The sequence below is a fragment of the Vibrio sp. La 4.2.2 genome, from assembly GCF_027586995.1.
Classification (GTDB): domain Bacteria; phylum Pseudomonadota; class Gammaproteobacteria; order Enterobacterales; family Vibrionaceae; genus Vibrio; species Vibrio mediterranei.
Genome location: NZ_JAPPTJ010000013.1, coordinates 1 through 23,474 on the forward strand (window position 1 = coordinate 1; position 23,474 = coordinate 23,474).

Genomic DNA, 23,474 nt, shown 5'->3' on the forward strand with positions numbered 1-23,474 from the left:
TTTTGAAAGAGCCCGTTTGAAAAGACGGGCTTTTTTAGTCCTGAAGGACAACCACTATGCTGATATAGCTCAGGTGGTAGAGCGCATCCTTGGTAAGGATGAGGTCCCCAGTTCGAGTCTGGGTATCAGCACCAGTATTTAGAGTCATCTTGCAGAGCGAGGTGAACCCAAGCAAGATTTTGTTTGGCGACCATAGCATTGTGGACCCACCTGATTCCATGCCGAACTCAGAAGTGAAACGCAATAGCGCCGATGGTAGTGTGGGGTTTCCCCATGTGAGAGTAGGACATCGCCAAGCTTTATTTCCACGCCTCAGCATTTGCTGGGGCGTTTTCGTATGTGTTGCTTGCAGATCGTCACACCGTAGGATATTGCCAAGCTTTAATTCCACGTTTCCGCATTTGCTATAGTGCTTTATTACCTATTTCCTTTCGCTACAGTTGTAGTAATGTTTGGATTTATTATTTAATTCCGTCCATCTTCTTCAAACTGCCATCTTTTATCACATCAAAACAGTGTTAGACTCGTTACTATCTTTACCTACTAGCAAGATTACGATGGAACGACATAGTCCCTTTATTATTACAGGCGGGCCAGGGTCTGGTAAGACAACACTGCTTGATGCTTTAGCTGCTCGTGATTGTAAGACGTTTGAAGAAGTACCGAGAAAGCTTATTGAAGAACAGTCGAAACTGGAAAATGGAATACTTCCTTGGAATCAATTAGCTGCTTTTGCTGAACTATGCTTTAAGGATATGATGAATCAAAAGCAGGTAGCGTCGACAAGTGAACAACTGAGCTTTTTGGATCGTGCTATTCCGGATATATGTGCCTACTTAACCTTTGGAAACGAGTCGATTCCGCCAAGAGTAACTGAACAAGCTAAGCTAGGATATCAGGCCCTAGTTTTTACTTGCGAACCTAACACTGATACATACGTTCAAGATGACGTTCGACCTTATCCGTTTGAAGAAGCATTAGAGATTCATCGACAATTGATAGAACAATACCAGTCTCTAGGATACCGCTGTATATCAGTGCCTTTTTTAAAACTAGAGCAACGAGTAGAGTTTGTTTTGGCCGAGTCTTATGCTCATTTGGGCCAGACAGCATAGCAAGGATTAATTAGATGCCAATCAAAAGCCCAGATGTGGTTATTAAGAGACTGTTATTTGTTGGGCAAGAAACCTTAAATTTCTCCCGTTATTTAGCCCAAAGAATGTCTCACGATAGGATTAATGTGAATGCAGGTTATCTTGCTTATATCACTTTGCTATCAATCGTCCCTCTTTTGACGGTACTGCTTTCCGTACTGTCCTCATTTCCTGTTTTTTCTAATACAGGAGAAGTGCTTCAAGACTTCATTATTCAGCATTTTGTTCCTGCTGCCGGAGATGCTGTGTACTCTGCGTTAGTCGAGTTTGTATCAAATACCGGTAAAATGACGGCAATAGGTAGTGCTTTCTTATTTATCGCGGCACTCATGTTGATTTCTAATATTGATAAGAATCTCAACTATATTTGGCGAGTCAGAGTTAAACGCCGCATGGTTTTTTCATTTTCCATGTACTGGATGATACTAACCCTTGGACCAATTTTAATCGGCGCAAGTATAGTTGGTACTTCCTATGTGACCTCTTTGAAAGCTCTAGAACATAATGTGGTTAGCGGTGCTTTTAGCCTCTTCATCGCATGGTTACCAGCAATAATGGCGTTCTTTGCGTTTATTGGGCTGTACATGTTAGTTCCAAACAAAAAAGTACACTTCAGTCATGCTGTTGTTGGTTCAATAGTCGCTACCTTATTGTTTGAAATAAGCAAAAAGGGGTTTGCTTATTACATCACGCAGTTTCCGTCATATCAGCTTATCTATGGTGCTTTAGCGGCGATACCAATCTTATTCCTGTGGATCTATTTGTGTTGGTTTATTGTACTTATCGGTGCGGAGTTCACGGCTGCGATGGGGGAGAAAGAACACTGGCTACCCGATTCGGGCATGTTACAATCTGAAGCTGTGACTGAAATGCGTGATAACAAGGAAACCATAAGTGATAGCACTAATTCAAAGAGTGAGTGAATCGGCGGTAAAAGTAGACGGCGAAGTCGTCGGAGAGATCGGTAAAGGTTTATTAGTGCTACTTGGTGTAGAAAAAGACGACGATGAAGCGAAAGCAAAACGTTTGGTCGAGCGAGTCACGACATACCGTGTTTTTGAAGACGAAGACGGAAAAATGAATCTCAACGTCAAACAAGTCGGTGGTAGTGTTTTAGTCGTATCGCAGTTTACCTTACCTGCGGATACTAAGAAGGGAACAAGAGCTGGGTTTTCGCGAGGGGCTCATCCTACTGATGCAGAGCGTCTGTATGATTACTTTTCAGATCATTGTTCTGAAGTTTTACCGACTGAACGCGGCCGTTTTGCTGCTGATATGAAAGTATCATTAGTCAATGATGGGCCTGTTACCTTCTGGCTACAAGTATAATCGAGTAGAGCATTAGTTTGCATGCGAAAGGATATCTATGTTTAAGCTTATTACTCCTAAAACTGACAACCAGTTAACTAAGTACTACCAATTTAGATGGCAGATGCTAAGAGAGCCGTGGCGACTACCAGTCGGTTCTGAACGTGATGAATACGATGAAATGAGTCATCACCGTATGATAGTGGATGGTCGAGGAAGACCTATGGCTATCGGACGTTTATACATTACGCCTGATAACGAAGGCCAAATTCGTTATATGGCGGTAAAAAGCAATCGCCGTGATAAAGGGATGGGCTCTCTTGTTTTAGTAGCATTGGAATCATTTGCACGTCAAGAAGGGGTGAAGCGCCTAGTTTGTAATGCCCGCGAAGATGCAATTTCATTCTACGAGAAAAATGGATTCACTAGCCAAGGTGAACTTAATGACCAGAAAGGTCCTGTTCGTCACCTACAAATGGTTAAACAGCTTGACCCTTTGGCTAAAGTATTAAGAAGACCTGAATGGTGTGCTGAGCTGCAAGAGCGTTGGGAGCAACAGATACCAATCAGTGACAAAATGGGTATTAAGATTAACCAATATACTGGTTACCGCTTTGAATGTGGCGCCCAACTAAATCCTAACCTCAATCCACACAATACAATGTTTGCCGGTTCTGCCTTTACTCTTGCGACATTAACAGGATGGGGGATGACATGGCTCTTGATGCGTGAGCGAGGTTTACATGCTGATATCGTGTTGGCAGACAGTAGCATTCGTTATCGTCATCCCGTAGAAATGAGTCCAGTATCGGTGACTTCTCTTGATGGTATTAGTGGCGACTTAGACCGGTTGGCAACTGGTAGAAAGGCGCGCATCATCATCAATGTTACGATCTACAGTGGAGATGTGCCTGCCGTCGAGTTTGTTGGTACTTATATGCTGCTACCAAACTATAAAGACACGCTACTTTCCACATAATAATCTCAATCGCAGCAGGTTATGGTTGAATCTGCTGCTTTTTTTGATCTGCACATTCCGCTTCTTCAAGCCCGATGTGACCAGTCAACAACTCAACATGATATTGAGAGCGGCACTCGGAGTGCAATGTTAATCGAAGTGAACGTAGTGGATCCTTTCTTAGGTCGATAGTGCTTTCTGCTTTCCCATTCCACTCTTGGCTCGAGACCTCGAATGCGGCAAGGGTCAGCTGCCCTCTATCTGCACTTAACTTAAATGGCGATAGAGAAACGTTATAAGTATCAGTTTCTTCAGTTGTCATTTGAGTGTTGTAGAAATTGGCTTCAAGAGAGCCCGATAAAGTGTGCTGTAACGATAACTTGTCTGCCGTAAGAGCATTTACTGACAGCGCCACATCGGCTAAGCCGGAAATTTGTATTTGTTTACTGTCAGTTAAGTAATTGAGTAGCTCGACAGGGGCTGAATATGCTTCAGCATCAATTCGTAAAGGCTGACTTGGCGCAGCAAAGTCAAGTTCTGCTGAGGCGCTGATGTATCCCTTGTCATAAGGGATAAACAGCCGGTTGAGTTGCCACTTTCCATCAGTGCTTTTGGTTTCAACGGCCAGTTGGTTGGCGATTGTTTTATCGATACTAGCGCTATTGGCTGACGCAATAGCACTTCCCTGCCAAAAGCCCCAACGATAATCTTTTTTGATAAGTAGATCTTCAGCTTGTAGGTTTAGACCTGTGACTTGCCAATAAGGCTTTCGAGCAAGTTGAATCCATTGACTACGGTTGATATTCAGCGAGTCGATAGAGAGCTGTTTAAGATCGCTGAGATGCAAGTGAGTAAACAGATCCGTTAAAGAGTGATTTTGTTGTTCTTGGTAATACTTGATGCCATCTAAATCGACTTTGTTCAATGCTATTGAATTTGGAGTTAACGTACCTGCTATTTGAATCCGACCTTGTTCAAGGTTGGTATCGAGATCTTTGATGTCGAGTTTATCTGGTGAAAAGCTGAGTTCTAGAGTCGGCTCAATGAAATCAAACTGTTGCCATTGAAGCTTGTCAGCATCGAGCGAGAGATACGCTTGACTTTGTGTCCATATCGAGCGAGTGAGGTCGATGTTTTCTAACGACGCACTAACGTTTTCTGCATGCGCTCCTTGGTAGGTAATATCAGAGTTTAAAAGATCCAAACTGTTAATATGGCCAATCACAGAAGTGAGTGAACTTAACGGTCCTTGGCTGAGTTCTGACAAATCAAATTTTAGCTTATTGATAGTGGTGTTGACTAAAGACCAATGACCATTCTCAATCTGCGCTTGAGTGGTAACTTGTGCCTCTTTCCACGCGAATGAGGCTCCGTAGATTTTCGTATTGTCGCCAGCAAGGGAACCATCAAGGAGAAGCTCATCAATAGCTTCACCTTGATAGTAGAGCTGGGAAGCACGAACTTGAAAGTCTGCTCTAGTACTTTCGATTGATGTGCCTACCTCTAGGTTTCTTAGTTGGAGCTGCAGATCATTGATGATCACGTCGTGTCCAGAATAATCCACATGATCGAGAGCGATGTTATTGATCTGGTAATCAGCTAATGTATCTAGGCCCAGCGTAAGGTTTGATAGATTGGCACCACTAACATACAACTCGTTAATGTGTAGCCACTTAGAAGTCGACGTTGGCAGTGAAAACCACACCGATAGCTTGTTGACACTAATGGAGTCGTGTTCAGCTTTTGAAAAGTTGGCATTCGAAAAATCGATTCTATTAGGGTAGTGATAACTTATCGCCTCACTATCCACTTTTATGTTCAATGCTTGCTGCAGAGCATAAGTGATAATTGGTTTGGCATACTGTGTATGCAAGACACCAAAAACGATCAAAACTGAAAGTAAGCCAAGTGCAAGCAATGCTATCCAAAGCGCAATTATCTTTCTTATCACGAAGTTATTTTCCTACCTTCCAACATAAACAATAATTTAGCGTGAAAAACACGAAAAAGCCCCTCAAAAAGAGGGGCTAGAGTTAAAAAATTGAACGTTTATCTAACAATTAGTCCAATTGAGGGCCAGCGGCTACCAATGATTTACCTTCTGCATTATCAGTATACTTGTCGAAGTTATTGATAAAGCGTTTCGCTAGATCTTCGGCTTTGCTCTCCCATTGTAGTGGATCTACATAAGTGTCTCTTGGGTCCAAGATAGTTGGGTCAACGCCTGGAAGCGAAGTCGGTACCTCTAGATTGAACACAGGAATAGTCTTCGTTTCTGCTTGTTCAATAGAGCCATCTAGAATCGCATCAATGATACCGCGTGTATCTTGAATCGAGATACGTTTACCACTGCCATTCCAACCAGTATTCACAAGGTAAGCTTCCGCGCCTGCTGCTTCCATACGCTTCACTAGAACCTCTGCGTACTTAGTTGGGTGTAGCGTTAGGAATGCTGCCCCGAAACATGCTGAGAATGTTGGTGTTGGCTCTGTGATACCACGCTCAGTACCTGCTAACTTCGCTGTAAAGCCTGAAAGGAAATGGTACTTAGTTTGCTCAGGTGTCAATTTAGAAACTGGTGGAAGTACACCAAACGCATCTGCTGACAAGAAGATGACTTTGTTCGCATGACCACCTTTCGATACTGGCTTCACGATATTTTCGATATGGTGAAGTGGGTACGAGACACGAGTGTTCTCTGTCTTCGAACCATCATCAAAGTCGATAGAACCATCGTTGCGAACAGTAACATTCTCTAATAGTGCATCTCGACGAATCGCGTTGTAGATGTCTGGCTCAGCTTCTTTCGAAAGGTTGATTGTTTTCGCATAACAACCACCTTCGTAGTTGAATATACCGTCATCATCCCAACCGTGCTCATCGTCACCGATCAATGCACGTTTTGGATCGGTTGATAGCGTTGTTTTACCTGTACCTGATAGGCCAAAGAAGACAGCCACATCACCTTCTTCGCCCATATTCGCAGAACAGTGCATGGATGCGATATCTTTTAGAGGAAGGAAGTAGTTCATCATTGCGAACATACCTTTCTTCATCTCACCGCCGTACCAAGTACCGCCGATAAGCTGCATTCTTTCCGTTAGGTTGAATACAGTGAAGTTTTCAGAGTTGAGTCCTTGTTCTTCCCATTTTTGGTTAGTGCACTTAGCACCGTTCATGACAACGAAGTCTGGCTCAAACGTAGCGAGCTCTTCTTCTGTTGGACGGATGAACATGTTTTTAACGAAGTGAGCCTGCCAAGCCACTTCTGTGATAATACGAATGCAGAGTCGAGTGTCTGGGTTCGCACCGCAATATCCGTCAATGACGAATAAGCGTTTGTTAGAAAGTTGACCTGTAACGAGTAGTTTTAGGTCATCCCATGCCTCTTTAGACATAGGTTTGTTGTCATTTTTAACTTTATCGGATGTCCACCACATGGTGTCGCGAGTGGTGTCATCATTAACGATAAATTTGTCTTTTGGTGAGCGACCAGTAAAGATACCCGTATCTACAGCGACGGCGCCAAGTTCAGTGACTACGCCTTTCTCGTAGCCCTCTAGACCTTCGCGAGTTTCCTCTTCAAATAACTGTTCGTAGCTTGGGTTGCGTACAATGTCAGTTACGCCAGTGATTCCGTACTTGGTAAGATCGATTTGTGCAGCCTTATTAATGTCCATAACGGTCATAGGTGCTCCTTATTGGATTTTTGTAGGGATTTTAAAATTTTTTTGTAATTCGTTATTTATTATTTGTTTTTTATTTTGAACTCCATGCTAGCAACGGCTACCCGAGAAAACAGGGATATAGTTCAAAAATTATTCATCAGTTATTGATGGTTTTAAGTGTTTTGTCACATATTGAAATTAGGCTAATTCTCCCCAAAGCAAACCTTTGCGTTAGATCAAATGTAACACATGATTTACGTCTTTTGTTAGTGCATTTGCATTAATAATTTGCGTATTTGTTAAATAAAACGAACAAAAAAAGCTAGATCACATCTGATCTGGCTTTTATTCATTTTTACACTCTAAAAATTAGTGTACGGTCTTGTTATCCGATTGGGCATCTGCGTAAAGTGCTTTGATCTCTGGCTCGTCAAAAGCGTAGGTTGAACCACAGTAATCACAGTGCAGGGCAACTTCGCCATCTTGAGCCAAAATGTCAAATATTTCTTCCTGAGCGACAGTGACGATAGCTGCGCCGCTACGTTCACGAGAACAACCGCAGAAAAATTCCACTTCTTTTGGTTCGAATAGCTGTACTTTATCTTGGTTATATAGACGGTAGAGCAATTCATTAGCTTCTAAACCAAATAACTCTTCATCTTTTACAGTATTCGTGAGCTGCTCTAGATGCTCGAAATCTTCTGGAGAGCCGGTACCATCAGGCATAACCTGAAGCAGCATACCTGCCGCATGCTTGTGACCATCAACTTCACCAGTACGGATCCATAAACGAGTCTTCAACTGTTCAGAACGCTCGAAATAGCCCTCTAGCACCTCTGACAAATTGTCACCTTCCAATCCGACAACGCCTTGATAGCGTTCACCTTGATCTGGAGTAATGGTGATAACTAGGTAGCCTTTACCCATCATGTCGTGGATTGAAGCATCATCAGCAATATCGCCTTCCCAGCGAGCAACACCACGTAGTTTTTGGTTGTGGTCTCCATTAATTACCGTTAAGGAAACTGGGCCATCACCCTGCAACTGCATGGTAATTGAACCTTCGAACTTCAACGTAGCAGTTAGTAGACTTGTCGCAACAAGCAACTCACCTAGAAGAGTTTGCAGTGGAGCTGGGTATTCTTTGCTGGATAGTATCTCCTGATAGGCGCTATCCAATTGCACGAGCTCTCCGCGCACTGATAGCTCTTCAAAGAGGTAGCGATTTAATGTGTTGTTAGCCATTTAGGAAACTCCAGCTTATTGATGTTTAAACTTAATAATGTCGCGACGCTGTTTTTTGTCAGGTCGACGCTCAGGGCTTGGGTTGTGAGCATTTAGTTTTCTGCGCAACGCGTTATCTTCTCGTTTGGCAATACTCTCTGATGTTTCTGAGTAGAGAGTTTGGGCTTCCGGTGCACCTCTGCGTTGATCTGAAATACGCTCAATAGTCACTGTCTTTTCTTCATTGCCTTGTCTGAGGGCGATGACAGCGCCTAATTCTACAATTTTACTTGGTTTAGAACGTTGTCCATTATAGTGGACTTTGCCACCATCGACCATGTTGCGAGCGATGCTTCTTGTCTTGTAAAAGCGGGCGGCCCACAGCCATTTATCGAGGCGAACGGCTTTTTCTTCGGAACTCATACTGAATCCTGCTATCTAACTCAATATCAGTGCTCTTGTGCTCAATAACCTGACAGTTTTAAGTAATTACTGACAAATTGAGGAGAGCTGCTGATAGGTTTATCATGCTAATATTCCTCTAAATGGAGTTTAGATCTAATTATTTCAACCCCATTCTGCGGATTGCACTACAGTCATAGTAGTTATGCTATAGTCAGATGATTAACCATACAAAAAACGATTGCTGATAATTTAGCAATAACAATTAATTACACAGTCAGTAAATGTTTAGTAGGGCAGGAAGTTAGGAGAGTGAAAGGAATATCCATATCGGCTGCGAGTATCAACACCGCTTCTATATCTTCATTTTTTCGTCGTTGTCTGCAGTATCAATCTCAAATTAGCCTAACGCTTACTCTAACCATGTTAGCGGTGTCCGCTTGGATTGCTGGCGTTTTACTATGGCAATTGTTTCCTCAAACTCATTCTGTTAGTCAATGGGTTGCGCCCGTTGCGGTTAATAACCAAGCGCAAACTCAATCTAATAATTTACACTCTTCCGATATCAACAAAGCCAATATCTTTGGACGGTACAATCGCGAGCAAAAAGTAGTACAGGCGCCAGTGGTGACTGATGCACCTAAAACACGTTTGAATGTGGTTTTAGTCGGCTCGGTAGTAAGTAGTAATCCTAACTTGAGTCTTGCGGTGGTTGCCAATCGTGGCAAGCAAGGAACGTATGGGATTGGAGAACAGATTGAAGGCACGCGAGCGACGGTGAGCGCCGTGATGATTGACCGAATCATTATTTCCAACTCCGGACGCGATGAGACGGTGATGTTAGAAGGCTTGGAATATAAAAAACTTGAGTTGAAGACGGCGCCACAAGTGGCAGCCTCCAATATTGCGGGAAATAACCCTATTGATTCAGAAGAAAAGCTGACAGCGATTCGCAGAACGATTACTCAAGATCCACAACAGATTTTTCAGTATGTCCGACTTTCTCAAGTGAAAAGAGATGGTCAGGTAAAAGGTTACCGAGTCAGTCCTGGACGAGATCCAGAGCTGTTTAACGCCGTAGGACTTCAAAATGGTGATATTGCTGTTGCACTTAATGGTGCCGATCTCACTGATCCTGCTGCTATGGGGAAAATTTATCAGTCTATTTCCGAGCTTACCGAACTCAATCTAACGGTAGAGCGTGACGGGCAACAACATGACATATTCATTCAGTTTTAGTTATGCGTAAGGCATTACAAGGGAGCAACAAGTGAAAAGTTGGCTTAAAACAAGTACCTGGTTATTGATGGGGAGCCTGATGGCTGCGCCAACGGTATCAGCCAATGAATTCAGTGCCAGTTTCAAGGGAACTGACCTACATGAGTTTATCAATATCGTTGGACGCAACCTCGATAAGACCATCATTGTTGACCCGTCAGTGCGCGGTAAAGTCGATGTGCGTAGCTATGATGTTCTAAATGAAGAGCAATATTACAGCTTTTTTCTTAATGTCTTAGAAGTCTATGGTTTCGCTGTCGTAGAGATGGACAATGGCATTTTGAAGGTTATCAAAGCAAAAGATGCCAAGACCTCGGCGATTCCCGTAGTTGGTGATTCCGATAACGTCACAGGAGACAGTGTCGTGACACGTGTGGTCGCGGTGAAGAATGTTTCGGTAAGAGAGCTTTCTCCTTTGTTGCGCCAGCTAAATGATAATGCTGGTGCAGGTAATGTGGTTCATTATGACCCTGCGAACATCATTCTTATTACCGGCCGTGCCGCCGTTGTTAATCGCCTAGCAGATATTATTCGCCGTGTAGACCAAGCGGGTGATAAAGAAGTTGAAGTGGTTGAATTAAAGAATGCTTCTGCGGCTGAAATGGTTCGTATTGTTGATGCTTTAAATAAGACGACAGACGCTAAAAACACCCCAGCACTCTTGCAACCTAAGCTGGTGGCGGATGAACGAACTAACTCTATCTTGATTTCTGGTGACCCTAAGGTTCGTGAGCGTCTACGTCGTTTGATTAATCAGCTTGATGTTGAGATGGCGACCAAAGGCAACAACCGAGTTCAGTATCTTAAATATGCCAAAGCTGAAGACCTTGTGGATGTGCTAAAAGGGGTGTCAGATAACCTTCAGAAAGAGAAACAGTCTGGCTCTACGTCAGGTAGTGGAGCAAACCGCTCTGAAGTGATGATCAGTGCGCACCCTGATACCAACGCGCTTGTGATTACTGCGCCGCCAGACATTATGAAAGCCCTGCTTGAGATCATTAAGCAGCTAGACATACGTCGTGCGCAGGTTTTAATCGAAGCGCTGATTGTTGAACTTGCCGACGTTGATGGTGCGAATCTTGGCGTGCAATGGGGTAATGCTTCGTCTGGAAGTGTGGTTCAGTTCTCCAATACGGGGGCTTCTATCGGTAACGTTATGGTTGGTATGGAAGAAGCCAAAGACAAGACCACAACAGAAACTCGTTATGATAGTCAAGGCAACCCATACAACGTAGAGACTAAAACATCTGGTGATTATACCAAGCTTGCCAGCGCACTCAGCGGTGTTCAAGGTGCGGCTGTAGGTATTGCTCTTGGCGATTGGACCGCTCTTATTACTGCCGTTTCCAGTACCTCCAACTCAAATATTCTGTCTTCTCCTAGCATTACTGTTATGGATAACGGCGAAGCGTCGTTTATCGTTGGTGAAGAAGTGCCGGTATTGACTGGTTCGACAGCAGGTTCAAACAACAGCAATCCATTCCAAACGGTTGACCGTAAAGAAGTAGGTATCAAGCTTAAAGTCGTCCCACAGATCAACGAAGGTAACTCGGTTCAGCTTAATATTGAGCAAGAAGTTTCCAATGTTCTTGGTGCTAATGGCGCGGTAGATGTGCGTTTTGCGAAGCGTCAACTTAACACTTCGGTGATGATCCAAGATGGTCAGATGCTGGTATTGGGTGGTTTGATTGATGAACGTGCCGCTGAAAGTGAGTCGAAAGTCCCTTTCCTCGGGGATATCCCATATCTGGGTCGTTTGTTCACTTCCACCAGTACAACGGTTGAGAAAAAGAACCTTATGGTCTTCATTAAACCGACGATTATCCGTGATGGCATGACGTCTGATGGTATCACTCAGCGTAAATATAACTACATTCGTGCAGAGCAGTTATTCAAGGCGGATAAAGGCTTGAAGCTGATGGATGACGGCTACATTCCAGTATTACCTGAGTTCAATAATACCACGCGCTACCCATCTGAAATTCAAGCATTCTTTGATCAGGTAGAAGCGAAGTAATTATGGACACTATCCAACAGCGCCCTTTGGTGACTCGCCTGCCGTTTAGCTTTGCTAATCGCTTTAAGGTAGTGTTCGAGTCTCTAGAGTCAGACGCCGTGCTCTACTATGTAGAGCCGCTGGCGTTGAATGCATTGCAAGAAGTTAAGCGAGTGTTTCGTCAGCCTTTTTCCTTACATGCTCTCTCTTCTGAGGAGTTTGATTTAAAGCTTACTCAAGCTTATCAGCGTGATTCGTCTGAGGCTCGTCAGTTGATGGAAGATATTGGTGCTGACAGTGATGACTTTTTCTCTTTAGCAGAGGAGTTACCACAAGATGAAGATTTGTTGGAATCGGATGACGATGCACCGATAATCAAGCTAATCAACGCCATGCTTGGCGAGGCCATCAAAGAAGGCGCCTCGGATATTCATATTGAAACCTTTGAAAAAGTGCTGTCGATTCGATTTCGTATTGATGGGGTACTGCGTGATGTGTTGGCGCCAAGTCGTAAGTTGGCACCGCTGTTGGTATCACGTGTCAAAGTTATGGCTAAGCTGGATATTGCGGAGAAGCGAGTTCCCCAAGATGGCCGTATTTCATTGCGTATTGGCGGTAGAGCAGTAGACGTTCGTGTCTCTACGATGCCATCATCACATGGTGAGCGAGTGGTGATGCGTCTACTAGATAAAAACGCGACGCGTCTAGATTTGCATAGTTTAGGTATGACAGCAGCCAACCATGAAAACTTTAGACACCTGATTAAGAGGCCACATGGCATCATTTTGGTGACCGGTCCAACTGGTTCTGGTAAATCCACGACTCTGTATGCAGGTCTGCAAGAGATCAACAGTAATGAGCGCAACATACTGACCGTTGAAGATCCTATTGAATTTGATATTGATGGTATCGGTCAGACGCAGGTTAACCCCAAAGTAGACATGACCTTTGCTCGAGGTTTGCGTGCCATTCTACGTCAAGACCCCGACGTGGTGATGGTGGGTGAGATTCGAGATCTTGAAACGGCCCAAATTGCTGTTCAAGCCTCATTAACTGGTCACTTGGTGATGTCGACACTGCACACTAATACGGCTGTTGGTGCGATTACGCGAATGCGTGATATGGGCATTGAACCGTTTCTGATTTCCTCTTCTCTACTCGGCGTTCTAGCGCAGCGCTTGGTCCGTACCTTATGTAATGACTGTAAAGCACCTTATGCAGCGGATGGCGCTACTAAGCAGTTATTCGGGCTGGCCGAGTATGAAGAGCTGGTACTACATAAAGCTGTCGGCTGTGAGAAGTGTAACCACAAAGGTTATCGTGGACGTACTGGTATCCACGAACTCTTGATGGTTGATGAAACAGTACAGACCCTTATTCATGATGAAGCAGGCGAGCAGGCGATTGAAAAAGCAGTACGCTCACATACTCCGAGTATACGAGATGACGGTTTCCATAAAGTGAAGCATGGAATTACCTCTCTTGAAGAAGTCATGCGTGTGACCAAGGAAGCGTAAGTGGCAGCGTTTGAATATAAGGCTCTGAATGCCAAAGGAAAGCAAGTAAAAGGGTTAGTCGAGGGAGATAATGCTCGCCAAGCTCGCTTACGCCTGAAAGAGCAAGGTATGATCCCTATCGATATTGTCGAAGCGAAAGGCAAGTCGAGCAAAAGTGCTAATGGTGAAACCTCAAAACCTACCTTTAAGCGTGGTATCAGTACGCCTGATTTGGCGCTTATTACGCGTCAGTTATCGACGTTAGTTCAATCGGGCATGCCGTTAGAAGAGTGTTTAAAAGCGGTTTCAGAGCAATCAGAGAAGCCACGAATTCGTAGCATGCTTGCTGCAATACGCTCTAAAGTCACCGAAGGTTATACCTTGTCAGACAGTTTGGCGGAGTATCCGCATATCTTTGATGAGCTATTTCGTTCCATGGTTGCGGCTGGCGAAAAGTCGGGCCATCTAGACTCTATCCTTGAACGTTTAGCTGATTACGCAGAGAACCGTCAAAAACTTCGTTCCAAACTGCAACAAGCAATGATCTACCCTGTGGTGCTGGTGGTGTTTGCCGTCGCCATTGTGGCGTTCCTTCTAGCAGCCGTGGTACCCAAAATCGTCGGTCAGTTTGTCCAAATGGGACAAGAGTTGCCTAAGTCGACTCAATTCTTGCTTTCTTCCAGTGACTTTGTGCAGCAATGGGGCATTGTCGTTGTCGCAGTATTTCTGGTGTTGTTTTACCTCTTCAAAGCTGCATTGAAAAGACCAGCAATAAGAATGAGTTGGGATACCAAGGTGCTTAATCTCCCGTTGATTGGCAAAATAGCACGTGGTCTTAATACCTCTCGCTTTGCTCGAACATTGGCAATCTGTACCTCGAGCGCAATTCCAATTCTTGAGGGCATGAAGGTGTCAGTGGATGTGATGACCAATCATTTTGCTAAGAAGCAAGTTTCTAATGCCGCCGACAATGTACGCGAAGGTGCAAGTCTTCGTAAAGCACTGGAACAAACCAAACTGTTCCCTCCAATGATGCTGCATATGATTGCGAGTGGTGAGCAAAGTGGTGAGCTCGAAAGCATGTTAACGCGTGCCGCTGATAACCAAGATCAGAACTTTGAATCGACCATAAATATTGCTTTGGGAATTTTTACTCCCGCTTTAATCGCACTGATGGCTGGCTTGGTACTATTTATCGTAATGGCGACATTGATGCCAATTTTAGAAATGAACAATTTAATGTCTGGATAATCTAATCAGATAATGAAATCACAACCCTCTGTCTAGAGGCGTTTTCTTTGGAGTGAGAAATGAGAAAAACAAACAGAAAACAGGCTGGCTTTACGTTACTCGAAGTAATGGTGGTTGTTGTTATCTTAGGTATTTTGGCAAGCTTTGTTGTTCCTAATCTACTAGGCAACAAAGAGAAAGCGGATCAACAAAAAGCCATTACCGATATTGTCGCGTTAGAAAATGCGCTTGATATGTACAAGTTAGACAACAGCGTTTATCCAACAACGGATCAAGGTCTGGAAGCGCTAGTGACTAAGCCGGGTAACCCTGAGCCGCGTAATTACCGTGATGGTGGTTATATTCGTCGTTTACCTAATGACCCGTGGGGCAATGACTATCAATATTTGAGCCCTGGTGACAAAGGCACTATCGACATCTTTACGTTAGGTGCTGATGGTCAAGAGGGTGGTGAAGGCGCAGCAGCCGATATTGGCAACTGGAATATTCAAGACTTTCAGTAATCGGTAATCAGTAGGGCGAGTATTCGCCCTACCTTTTTCAATGGTATGTCATGCGTTCTCTCATACGGCAACATCATCAAGGCTTCACCTTACTGGAAGTGCTCCTAGTATTGGTACTGTTATCCATCAGTGCCGTCGCAGTCATTTCGACCTTACCTCAGCCGCAAGACGAACAAGTGAAACAACAAGCTCAGCGCTTATTCCAAAGGCTTCAGCTCTTCAATGAAGAGGCCATGTTAGCTGGAAAGGACTTCGGAATACGAGTTGATGAAGATAAAAAGCAGTATGTGTTTCTGGAGCTCCAAGCTGACGGTTGGCAAAGAGTGTCATTGAATCAGATTCCTGAAGAAACCACGTTGCCGGAAGAGATGACTGTCAAACTCGATTTAAGCAATGGTGTCTGGGGCAATGATGACCGATTGTTTGAACCTGGTACTTTGTTTGATGAAGATATGTTTGCTGATGTCGAGAAAAAGAAAAAAGCAGAAAAACCGCCGCAAGTTTTTATTCTTTCAAGTGGAGAGATTACGCCGGGAACCTTTGTTTTAGCGCCTGTAAATCGAGCGCTTAAAGCGCAGTCTTGGTATGTACAAATCCAAGATAATGGTTCGTTGCAGCTAATGGACGACAAGGATTGGAATGAAAACAAACGCTAGAGGGATGACCCTACTTGAGGTGTTGATTGCCCTTGCTATCTTTGCAACGGCGGCCATTGCGATCATTCGTTCAGTGAGTCAGCACATCAATACCTTAAACTATCTAGAAGACAAAGCCTTTGCCGCAATGGTGGTGGATAATCAAATGGCCAAGGTTATGCTGGATACGTCTGCGCTTAAAGCCCAAAAAGGGAGCGAGAAATTGGCGGGACGCGAGTGGTTTTGGAGCGTCACTCCCGTAAAAACATCTGATAATTTACTTAAAGCCGTTGATGTGAGTGTGGCACTAGATAAAAAAGCCAGTCCCATTGTTACGGTGAGGAGCTACGTTGATAGGTAAGCGTTCTCAAGGCTTTACACTGATTGAAGTATTAGTGGCTATCGCCATCTTCGCAAGTCTCAGTGTTGCTGCTTATCAAGTGGTTAACCAAGTTCAGCGAAGTAACGAACTCTCGCAGGAGCGCAGTGCTCGTTTGCAAGAAATCCAGCGAGGGTTTGTCTATCTGGATAGTGACTTTAGGCAAATGGCACTTAGGCAGTTTAGACACGAGGGAGAGGCGCCGTTAAATCGGTTGATCTTGTGGCAGCAAAACTTATTGGAGTCTGAAGGAAAAGGGTTACTTTTTACTCGTCTAGGGTGGCTCAATCCGCAAAATCAATTTCCGCGTGGTGAAGTAGCGAAAGTTGGCTATCGACTAAAACAGGGCAAACTAGAAAGAGTATGGTGGCGTTACCCTGACACGGCTGTGGGCGAGCCTCCTGTGGTTCTCCCTATCTTTAGCGGTGTAGAAGACTTTGACATGCGTTTTTACAATGGGGAAACGTGGCTTAAAGAGTGGCAAGCAGACTTGTCACTGCCATTAGCTGTGGAGATTAAGCTTACCTTCGAAGATTATGGCGAGATAACCAGGATTTACCTGACTCCTGCAGGCACCATTAACGCGTCATCGGCACCTAATAATGATGATGGGAATCAAGATGGCAGTGGGAATCAAGGTGGTAATAACCAAGGAGGCAACTCGTGAAGAGAGTGATGCCTAACTCCCAAAAAGGGGTTGCCTTGATTGTTATTCTGCTGCTTTTAGCCATCATGGTATCAATAGCCGCTACGATGTCTGAGCGCTTGTTTAGTCAGTTCACTCGAGCATCGAATCAGGTTAATTATCAACAGGCCTATTGGTATGCCATTGGTGTTGAGGCATTGGCCTCTGTTGCGATAAAAGAGAGCTACAAAGATAACAAAGACAGTATTAATCTGAATCAACCTTGGGCTCTTGAGGAGCGCACTTATCCTCTCGATTACGGTCAAGCAACTGGCTACATTCGAGATATGCAGTCATGCTTCAATGTCAATGCTCTGGCGAATGTGACACCGAATGCCAATAGCGCCACTAAACCATTTTTGGTGCGTTTCTTTCAGCGATTGCTGGAAGAAAGTGAAGTCGAGAATTACCAAGCCGAACAAATTGCTGATTCGACTTGGGAGTTTATCAATAAGGAAACGACTGTTCGCTCCGTGTCTGGAGTTGGAGACAGTTACTACGAGTCTTTGTCGCCAGCGTATGTTGCCGCTAATGGTCTAATCGCCGACAGTTCTGAACTGAGAGCAATTAATCAGATGTCTGGTGAAGCTATGTTGAAAATTGCTCCACTAGTCTGCGCGTTACCGACATCCAGTTGGCAGCTCAATGTTAATACGATTTCGGTCGAGCAAGCACCGTTACTCGCTGCGTTATTTGCACCGAATTTGTCGGTGGATAATGCCAAACAGCTTATTGAAAATCGCCCCTTTGATGGGTGGTCTGGTGTGAATCAGTTTTTAGCAGAGCCACAAATGGGTGCGGTGGATGACAATACAAAGCAGCAAGGTTCTCCTTTCCTGACTGTGGACAGTGTTTACTTTGAGTTAGATGCGCAGGTAGTTGTGGACGAATCAAGACTGCGATTAAGAACCTTATTTTTTAGCCAAGATAGGCAAGATGTGACGGTAGTGCGCCGTCGATTTGGAGGATTTCGTGAGCGAGTTTTTAACCGTTCGCCTGAATAGTCAGCCGACTAGCCCTGTACATTGGGCGGTTTGGTCGACCAATCAGCAAGAAGTGATAGCGAGTGGTGTGCTTGACAGTTTAGCGCAGCTCGAAGAGATCAAGGAATACGCGCAGCAGCGTGTCACAATGCTTATGCTATGTGCACAGGATGTTCACTTCGCTCAAGTTGAGATCCCTGCAGGTGGAGCTAGGCAGTTTGAAACCATGCTGCCATTTCTTGTAGAAGATGATATTGCTCAAGATGTCGAGCAGCTTCACTTTACGATTCTTAATAAACACGCTGACAAAGCGGCAGTGTGTGCGGTTGATAAGCGCTATTTATCTGATGTGCTTGAGGCGTTTTTGCAACATGGTATTGAAGTTAAAAAGGTCGTTCCTGATGTTTTAGCGTTGCCCAAGACACAACATGTTTCTGCGATTGAAATGGATGAGCAGTGGCTGTTTCGTACCTCTGAATGGTCGGGTATGACGGTTGATAACAACTGGCTTGAAGCGGTTATTAAATCGGATTATTTATCCTCTCGGGAGCAGCAAGATCAAGAAGAGTCTGCTGTAGTAGTCGTAGAGAGCTATTCAGAAGAACCTACGATTGTTGCTTCGTATTCTGACCATGTTTCATGGCAAACTTTGCCAGCAGAACCCGCCATGGCACTACTTTCAAAAGGAGTGGTGGATAGCGGCTTTAGTTTACTCAGTGGTGACTTTAAACCTAAAGCTTCTTTCTTAAAACATTGGAAAGTTTGGAAGAAAGTAGCTATCGCGGCCTCAATACTTATCGTTGCTCTGATTGCGGAACAAGTAGTGCTTGTTAATCAGTATGAAGCTCAAGCAGCAGCTTACCGAGCGGAAAGTGAACGTATTTTCCGAAGCGTGTTTCCAGATAAGAAACGCATTCCTACAGTGAGCTACCTGAAGAGACAAATGCAAGATGAGCTAGGCCGATTAGGTGGCTCCGATATCTCCAGTGCGTCTGTGTTGGAATGGTTGTCGAAATTGCCCGACACCGTGGGTCAAGTAAATGGCATGCAAGTTGAGAGTTTTACCTTTGATGGCAATCGCAATGAAGTTCGTATGAGTGTCACCAGCAAGGATTTTGAAAGCTTTGAAGCGGCAAGAATAAAACTGGAAACGCAGTTCGATGTGTCACAAGGTCCCCTTAACCGTAATGGTGAATTGGTGATGGGTAACTTTGTGTTGAAGGCAAAATAGGGTCAATCATGAAAGGTCTACTTCTTAGCGCACAAAGCTGGTGGCTTAGCATCAGTCAAAGGGAACAGCGACTGGTTTTGGCATGTTCTGTCGTTGCCATTATTGGGATCATCTATTGGGGGATACTCGCCCCATTTGCTCAGCGAACTGAGAATGCCCAAATGCGTATTCAGTCAGAGCGTCAATTGTTGTCTTGGGTAAGTGAACAAGCCGATACCATCGTTGAAAAACGTCGTGCTGGCGGTGTGGTTGTTTCCAAGCAGCCTTTAAATCAGGTTATCACATCATCAACAAATCGATTTAATGTCGAGTTGATTCGAATGCAGCCTCGTAACGACCAGCTGCAAGTCTGGATCAAACCGATCCCGTTTGAGTTCTTCGTAAATTGGTTATTCTATTTACAGGAAAACCACGGAGTGACAGTGGAAAATATGGATATTGATAAGGCGGATTTGAGTGGTGTGATAGAGGTGAACCGTCTGCAATTTAAAAGAGGTAGCTAAGTGAAACGAGTCATTAAGTACGCGTTACTTTGCGCCAGTGTATTTACCGCTAGTGCTATCTATCACTTGCCTGCAAGCGTGGCATTGAGCTTCTCACCGTTGCCTCAAGGTGTGTTTATTGATAGCGCAGAAGGAACAGTTTGGCAGGGGCGAGCTCAAAATGTACGAGTTCAGAACTACCAACTGGGAGAGCTTAACTGGTCCTTCTCATGGTCGAGTTTGCTAACTCTGTCCCCAGAATATGCCGTGAGGTTTGGCCGGGGCAGTGCTCTTGGTCTCTCTGGAAAAGGGAATGTCGGTATTAGCTTCTCAGGACCTTACGTGGAGACCTTGTTAGCTTCGATACCGGCAGATACCGTTCTGCAATACTCTCCTATGCCCGTGCCTGTTTCGGCAGGGGGGCAGCTTGAATTGGCGATCAAATCGTTGCAATACCAATCTCCTTGGTGTGGAACGGGAGAGGGCAGTCTGTCATGGAGTGCTGGCTATATTGAAACCCCTGTCGGCAGCTTAAGCTTCGGGCCGACTATTGTTGATTTAGCGTGTAATGACAGTGTATTAACCGCGAAAGGCAGTCAATCTAGTAAGCAAGTCTCTAGTGAGTTCTCAGGGCAGCTGACGCCGAACCGACAATATCAATCCAGCGCGTGGTTTAAACCGGAAGGTGATTTCCCTGCGACCATGCGTCAGCAGTTGAGTTGGCTAGGTAACCCTGATAATCAAGGTCGTTATTCCTTTAATTATCAAGGAAGATTCTAGGAACTGGAGACGAAGTAGTTTGTTGAGTTAACAACTAAAAAGGAGGCTTAGCCTCCTTTTTAGTTTTATTTTAGTGTCTATTCTTGAATGAGAATCTTATCCCAAGCTAGCGATTGATCGCCAATCACAATGAAGTTTGGATTTTCCAATGTCTCTCTTTGGTTGTAGGACAGCGGACCTAACTCGGTGCTTAAGATGGCACCGCCAGCTTCTTCGACAATGCATTGGGTTGCTGCTGTGTCCCATTCACCTGTTGGGCCTAAGCGCAGGTAACAGTCCACCGCGCCTTCAGCCACTAGACACGCTTTTAGTGCCGCAGATCCAAGAGGAACCAAATCGTAGTTCCACGCAGAGCTCATTCTTGCTGTGACACGGTTGATATTTTGGCGACGACTAATCGCAATCGCGATGGATTGATCTTGAGTATCATGTTTGAGGACGTTAATTCTCAAGCTTTCATCCATGGATGGGATTTTCCAAGCCCCTTTATTCTCGTAGGCATAATAAGTCACGCCTGACACTGGCGCATAGACGATTCCCATAATCGGCTTATTATTACGAACCAGAGCAATAATCGTAGCGAAATCGCCACTGCGAGCAATGAACTCTTGAGTACCATCAAGCGGGTCAACAAGCCAGTAGGTATCCCATTGTGAACGTTGTTCAAGGCTGATATCTGCTGCTTCTTCAGACAGTACAGGGATGTCTGGTGTTAACTGACTGAGCTTTTCAACAATCAGTTTGTGAGCTGCGAGGTCGGCGGTGGTGACTGGAGTCTCATCTTCTTTGGTAAACGCCTCATATTGCTTGTTTTCATAGATGTCTAATATGAGCTGCCCAGCAAGGCGAGCAATGCTGATGGCGTCGGGAATGAGGTGGGAGAGATCTTTATTCAGTGCCGTCACGTTATAGTCCTAGTTCTGACTTCATTCTTAACATCAGCAGTAATGCGGTAATACTGCGCGCTTCGGAGAAATCCATATGAGAGAGGAGCTCGTCTGCCTGAGCCAGTGGCCATTTCACTATCTCTAAAGGCTCTGGTTCATCGCCTTCAAGCTGTTCAGGGTACAGATCTTGAGCAACGAACAAGGTCATGCGACTTGAAAAATAAGACGGTGCTAAGATCACTTCTTTAAGCGGAGTCAGCTTATTTGCCCCAAAGCCGATTTCTTCTTTCAACTCTCGTACCGCTGCTTGGTCAGGTGACTCGCCAGGGTCGATAAGTCCTTTAGGAAAGCCCAGCTCGTATCGCTCTGTACCAGCCGCGTACTCGCGTACCAATAAAATATCACCATGCTCTGTAATAGGAACCATCATGACTGCGTTACGACCACTTGGCTTCATTCGCTCATAAGTGCGCTTAGTGCCATTAGAAAACGCTAAGTCTAACGCCTCAATCTTAAATAGCCGAGATTCGGCAACGGTCTTTTGGGCTAAGATTTCAGGTCCTTTTTTGGACGGCATGGCTTATCTCCTTAGCGTTGTTCCACATAGATTAGTGATGTGAGCGTGCGGAACAGAAATTATTGTACTGCTTAATATATATAGGAATTGAGTCATCGCCAAATAGAACCATAAAAAAACAGAGCGCAAAGGTTTCCCTTGGCGCTCTGCTCGAACTTCATGGCCGCGTGGGGCGAAAAAGTCACTTAGTAGTATGAGTGCTCGCCACGATCGTGCTCGGTCATATCTCTAACCGCTGTAAGTTCACCAGAGAACTCTTGAAGAAGTTGTTTCTCAATACCTTCTTTCAGGGTCACATCAACCATAGAGCAACCGTTACAACCACCGCCAAACTGAACGATGGCAATACCGTCTTCAGTAATTTCCATCAGACTAACGTGGCCACCGTGACCAGCAAGCTGAGGGTTTACTTGAGTTTGGATAGCATACTCGACACGTTCCATTAATGGCGCATCATCAGCGACTTTACGCATTTTCGCGTTTGGTGCTTTTAACGTAAGCTGTGAACCCATTTTGTCAGTGACGAAGTCGATCTCAGCATCTTCAAGGAAGGGTAGAGATAGCTCATCAACATAAGCAGATAGGGCTTCGTATTTAAATTCGGTGTCGTTTGACTCAATCGCTTCTGGTGGGCAATAAGACACACCGCATTCAGCGTTTTGAGTGCCTGGGTTAACGACAAAAACACGGATGTTCGTACCCTCTGGCTGTTGAGCCAGTAGTTTGGCAAAGTGGCTTTGTGCACTTTCTGTAATAGTAATTGGATTTGACACGACGAATACCTGAGTATAGTTGTAGGTTATTACCACTATTCTACTCCTGTCGTGAGTAGATGCCAAAATTATTTGTCTGTATTGTGTGCAACTTGAGGTTGCAGTGGTTTACCAACTCATTTTGGCGTGCGGCACAAGCAGTAAATATCGATTTTTTCGACCCCTACATCAAGCAATAATTCGCTTAAATGTCTGACAGTTGCGCCAGTTGTGACCACATCATCAATTATCGCAACATGACTTGCTTTTGGTCGCTGATGTAATGAAAACGCTCGTCGAACATTACGCAGCCTCGCGGTTTTATCTAAGGTTTTTTGCATTGGGGCTCGAGCATGTTTGAGAAATACATTAGGCATGAGTTGAGTTTGAGGCGTGGACTTAGCTATCTCGTTAGCGATCACTTCACTAAGATTAAACCCTCTTAACAGATATTGATGCCAGCTCATTGGTACGGTGACCACCATGGGAGCAGGGTGAAGAATCAAACTGTTGAGCATTCGTGCTAGAGGAGGAAGTAGCCAATAGCGTTTCTGCCGCTTTATCTGCTGGATGAGTGTTGAAAGTGGGTATTGGTAGTCACCCAAACAATACATTTGGTGCCATGGAGGCGGTGATTTAAGGCACTGACCACACTTATCGGCTTGTGTCTCTATTTGTAAACCGCAGCAATGACAGCGTTTAATGTGTAACGCCATTTGTCGATGACAATGTGGGCACCATAAATGGTGCTCCATGGTTGAGTCGATACGCAAACCGCATAAATGACACAGAGAGGGTATTGGAAGTGACAGTTTCATTGGTCTAATTTGACGTTTGAGAATATC

Annotated in this window: 24 protein-coding genes, 1 tRNA gene and 1 rRNA gene; 18 read left to right on the plus strand and 8 right to left on the minus strand. The window is 44.6% G+C overall.

Annotation, left to right across the window (positions count from 1 at the left end):
- The first annotated feature begins 58 nt into the window (after positions 1-58).
- The 6 genes from OH456_RS22170 to OH456_RS22195 all read left to right on the plus strand — a co-directional run bounded on the left by OH456_RS22170 (position 59) and on the right by OH456_RS22195 (position 3,441).
- Positions 59-134, plus strand: a tRNA-Thr gene (locus tag OH456_RS22170).
- Between the two features lie 48 nt (positions 135-182).
- Positions 183-298, plus strand: a 5S ribosomal RNA gene (gene rrf / locus OH456_RS22175).
- A 259-nt stretch (positions 299-557) separates the two neighbouring features.
- Positions 558-1,115 (plus strand): AAA family ATPase, encoded by a 558-nt coding sequence (locus OH456_RS22180; RefSeq protein ID WP_124940507.1) that lies wholly within the window; start codon positions 558-560, stop codon positions 1,113-1,115.
- A gap of 14 nt (positions 1,116-1,129) precedes the next feature.
- Positions 1,130-2,077 (plus strand): virulence factor BrkB family protein, encoded by a 948-nt coding sequence (locus OH456_RS22185; protein ID WP_088876533.1) that lies wholly within the window; start codon positions 1,130-1,132, stop codon positions 2,075-2,077.
- Positions 2,049-2,483: a D-aminoacyl-tRNA deacylase gene (gene dtd / locus OH456_RS22190; protein ID WP_006073346.1), complete on the plus strand. Its 435-nt coding sequence runs from the start codon at positions 2,049-2,051 to the stop codon at positions 2,481-2,483. The genes OH456_RS22185 and dtd overlap by 29 nt, the downstream gene beginning before the upstream one ends.
- Positions 2,484-2,520: 37 nt before the next feature.
- Complete coding sequence (locus OH456_RS22195; protein WP_124940508.1) at positions 2,521-3,441, plus strand: bifunctional GNAT family N-acetyltransferase/hotdog fold thioesterase; 921 nt, start codon at positions 2,521-2,523, stop codon at positions 3,439-3,441.
- Positions 3,442-3,460: 19 nt separating this feature from the next.
- Here OH456_RS22195 and OH456_RS22200 read toward each other — a convergent pair whose 3' ends face one another.
- The 4 genes from OH456_RS22200 to hslR form a co-directional block, all read right to left on the minus strand.
- Positions 3,461-5,371: an AsmA family protein gene (locus OH456_RS22200; protein WP_270034278.1), complete on the minus strand. Its 1,911-nt coding sequence runs from the start codon at positions 5,369-5,371 to the stop codon at positions 3,461-3,463.
- 109 nt (positions 5,372-5,480) lie between these two features.
- Positions 5,481-7,109: a phosphoenolpyruvate carboxykinase (ATP) gene (pckA, locus tag OH456_RS22205; RefSeq protein ID WP_006073350.1), complete on the minus strand. Its 1,629-nt coding sequence runs from the start codon at positions 7,107-7,109 to the stop codon at positions 5,481-5,483.
- A gap of 348 nt (positions 7,110-7,457) precedes the next feature.
- Positions 7,458-8,333 carry an Hsp33 family molecular chaperone HslO gene (hslO, locus tag OH456_RS22210; protein WP_270034279.1) on the minus strand — a complete coding sequence of 292 codons (876 nt, stop codon included), beginning with the start codon at positions 8,331-8,333 and terminating at the stop codon, positions 7,458-7,460.
- A 15-nt stretch (positions 8,334-8,348) separates the two neighbouring features.
- The gene (hslR, locus tag OH456_RS22215) at positions 8,349-8,735 is read right to left on the minus strand and encodes a ribosome-associated heat shock protein Hsp15 (RefSeq protein WP_006073354.1); all 387 of its coding nucleotides are present in this window, start codon (positions 8,733-8,735) and stop codon (positions 8,349-8,351) included.
- Between the two features lie 291 nt (positions 8,736-9,026).
- Between hslR and gspC the strand changes: the two genes are divergently transcribed.
- The 12 genes from gspC to OH456_RS22275 are packed head-to-tail and all read left to right on the plus strand — an operon-like array spanning position 9,027 to position 20,413.
- Positions 9,027-9,953 (plus strand): type II secretion system protein GspC, encoded by a 927-nt coding sequence (gspC, locus tag OH456_RS22220; protein ID WP_006073356.1) that lies wholly within the window; start codon positions 9,027-9,029, stop codon positions 9,951-9,953.
- A gap of 31 nt (positions 9,954-9,984) precedes the next feature.
- Positions 9,985-12,009, plus strand: a complete 2,025-nt coding sequence (gene gspD / locus OH456_RS22225) for a type II secretion system secretin GspD (protein WP_124940511.1) — start codon at positions 9,985-9,987, stop codon at positions 12,007-12,009.
- A gap of 2 nt (positions 12,010-12,011) precedes the next feature.
- Positions 12,012-13,505, plus strand: coding sequence for a type II secretion system ATPase GspE (gene gspE / locus OH456_RS22230; RefSeq protein ID WP_270034280.1), 1,494 nt, complete (start codon positions 12,012-12,014; stop codon positions 13,503-13,505).
- A complete protein-coding gene (gspF, locus tag OH456_RS22235) occupies positions 13,506-14,735 on the plus strand; it encodes a type II secretion system inner membrane protein GspF (RefSeq protein WP_006073363.1) in 1,230 nt (409 codons plus the stop codon).
- 59 nt (positions 14,736-14,794) lie between these two features.
- Complete coding sequence (gene gspG / locus OH456_RS22240; RefSeq protein ID WP_006073367.1) at positions 14,795-15,238, plus strand: type II secretion system major pseudopilin GspG; 444 nt, start codon at positions 14,795-14,797, stop codon at positions 15,236-15,238.
- A 50-nt stretch (positions 15,239-15,288) separates the two neighbouring features.
- Positions 15,289-15,894 carry a type II secretion system minor pseudopilin GspH gene (gene gspH, locus OH456_RS22245; RefSeq protein WP_031494721.1) on the plus strand — a complete coding sequence of 202 codons (606 nt, stop codon included), beginning with the start codon at positions 15,289-15,291 and terminating at the stop codon, positions 15,892-15,894.
- The gene (gene gspI, locus OH456_RS22250) at positions 15,878-16,234 is read left to right on the plus strand and encodes a type II secretion system minor pseudopilin GspI (RefSeq protein ID WP_006073375.1); all 357 of its coding nucleotides are present in this window, start codon (positions 15,878-15,880) and stop codon (positions 16,232-16,234) included. Before gspH ends, gspI begins: the two co-directional genes overlap by 17 nt.
- Positions 16,224-16,919, plus strand: coding sequence for a type II secretion system minor pseudopilin GspJ (gspJ, locus tag OH456_RS22255; protein ID WP_270034281.1), 696 nt, complete (start codon positions 16,224-16,226; stop codon positions 16,917-16,919). The genes gspI and gspJ overlap by 11 nt, the downstream gene beginning before the upstream one ends.
- 8 nt (positions 16,920-16,927) lie before the next feature.
- Positions 16,928-17,941 (plus strand): type II secretion system minor pseudopilin GspK, encoded by a 1,014-nt coding sequence (gspK, locus tag OH456_RS22260; RefSeq protein ID WP_038222770.1) that lies wholly within the window; start codon positions 16,928-16,930, stop codon positions 17,939-17,941.
- Positions 17,910-19,151: a type II secretion system protein GspL gene (gene gspL / locus OH456_RS22265; protein WP_270034282.1), complete on the plus strand. Its 1,242-nt coding sequence runs from the start codon at positions 17,910-17,912 to the stop codon at positions 19,149-19,151. Before gspK ends, gspL begins: the two co-directional genes overlap by 32 nt.
- 8 nt (positions 19,152-19,159) lie before the next feature.
- The gene (locus OH456_RS22270) at positions 19,160-19,654 is read left to right on the plus strand and encodes a type II secretion system protein M (RefSeq protein WP_031493654.1); all 495 of its coding nucleotides are present in this window, start codon (positions 19,160-19,162) and stop codon (positions 19,652-19,654) included.
- A complete protein-coding gene (locus tag OH456_RS22275) occupies positions 19,655-20,413 on the plus strand; it encodes a type II secretion system protein N (protein ID WP_270034283.1) in 759 nt (252 codons plus the stop codon).
- Between the two features lie 77 nt (positions 20,414-20,490).
- On the opposite strand, the gene cysQ is transcribed toward OH456_RS22275, so the two are convergent.
- The 4 genes from cysQ to OH456_RS22295 all read right to left on the minus strand — a co-directional run bounded on the left by cysQ (position 20,491) and on the right by OH456_RS22295 (position 23,447).
- Positions 20,491-21,318, minus strand: a complete 828-nt coding sequence (gene cysQ / locus OH456_RS22280; protein WP_006073388.1) for a 3'(2'),5'-bisphosphate nucleotidase CysQ — start codon at positions 21,316-21,318, stop codon at positions 20,491-20,493.
- Between the two features lies 1 nt (position 21,319).
- Positions 21,320-21,877: an ADP compounds hydrolase NudE gene (nudE, locus tag OH456_RS22285; protein ID WP_031493657.1), complete on the minus strand. Its 558-nt coding sequence runs from the start codon at positions 21,875-21,877 to the stop codon at positions 21,320-21,322.
- Positions 21,878-22,062: 185 nt separating this feature from the next.
- Positions 22,063-22,650 (minus strand): Fe-S biogenesis protein NfuA, encoded by a 588-nt coding sequence (nfuA, locus tag OH456_RS22290; protein ID WP_031493658.1) that lies wholly within the window; start codon positions 22,648-22,650, stop codon positions 22,063-22,065.
- Positions 22,651-22,766: 116 nt separating this feature from the next.
- Entirely contained in the window at positions 22,767-23,447 is a 681-nt protein-coding gene (locus OH456_RS22295) for a ComF family protein (RefSeq protein WP_239941233.1), read from the minus strand.
- Positions 23,448-23,474 lie beyond the last annotated feature (27 nt).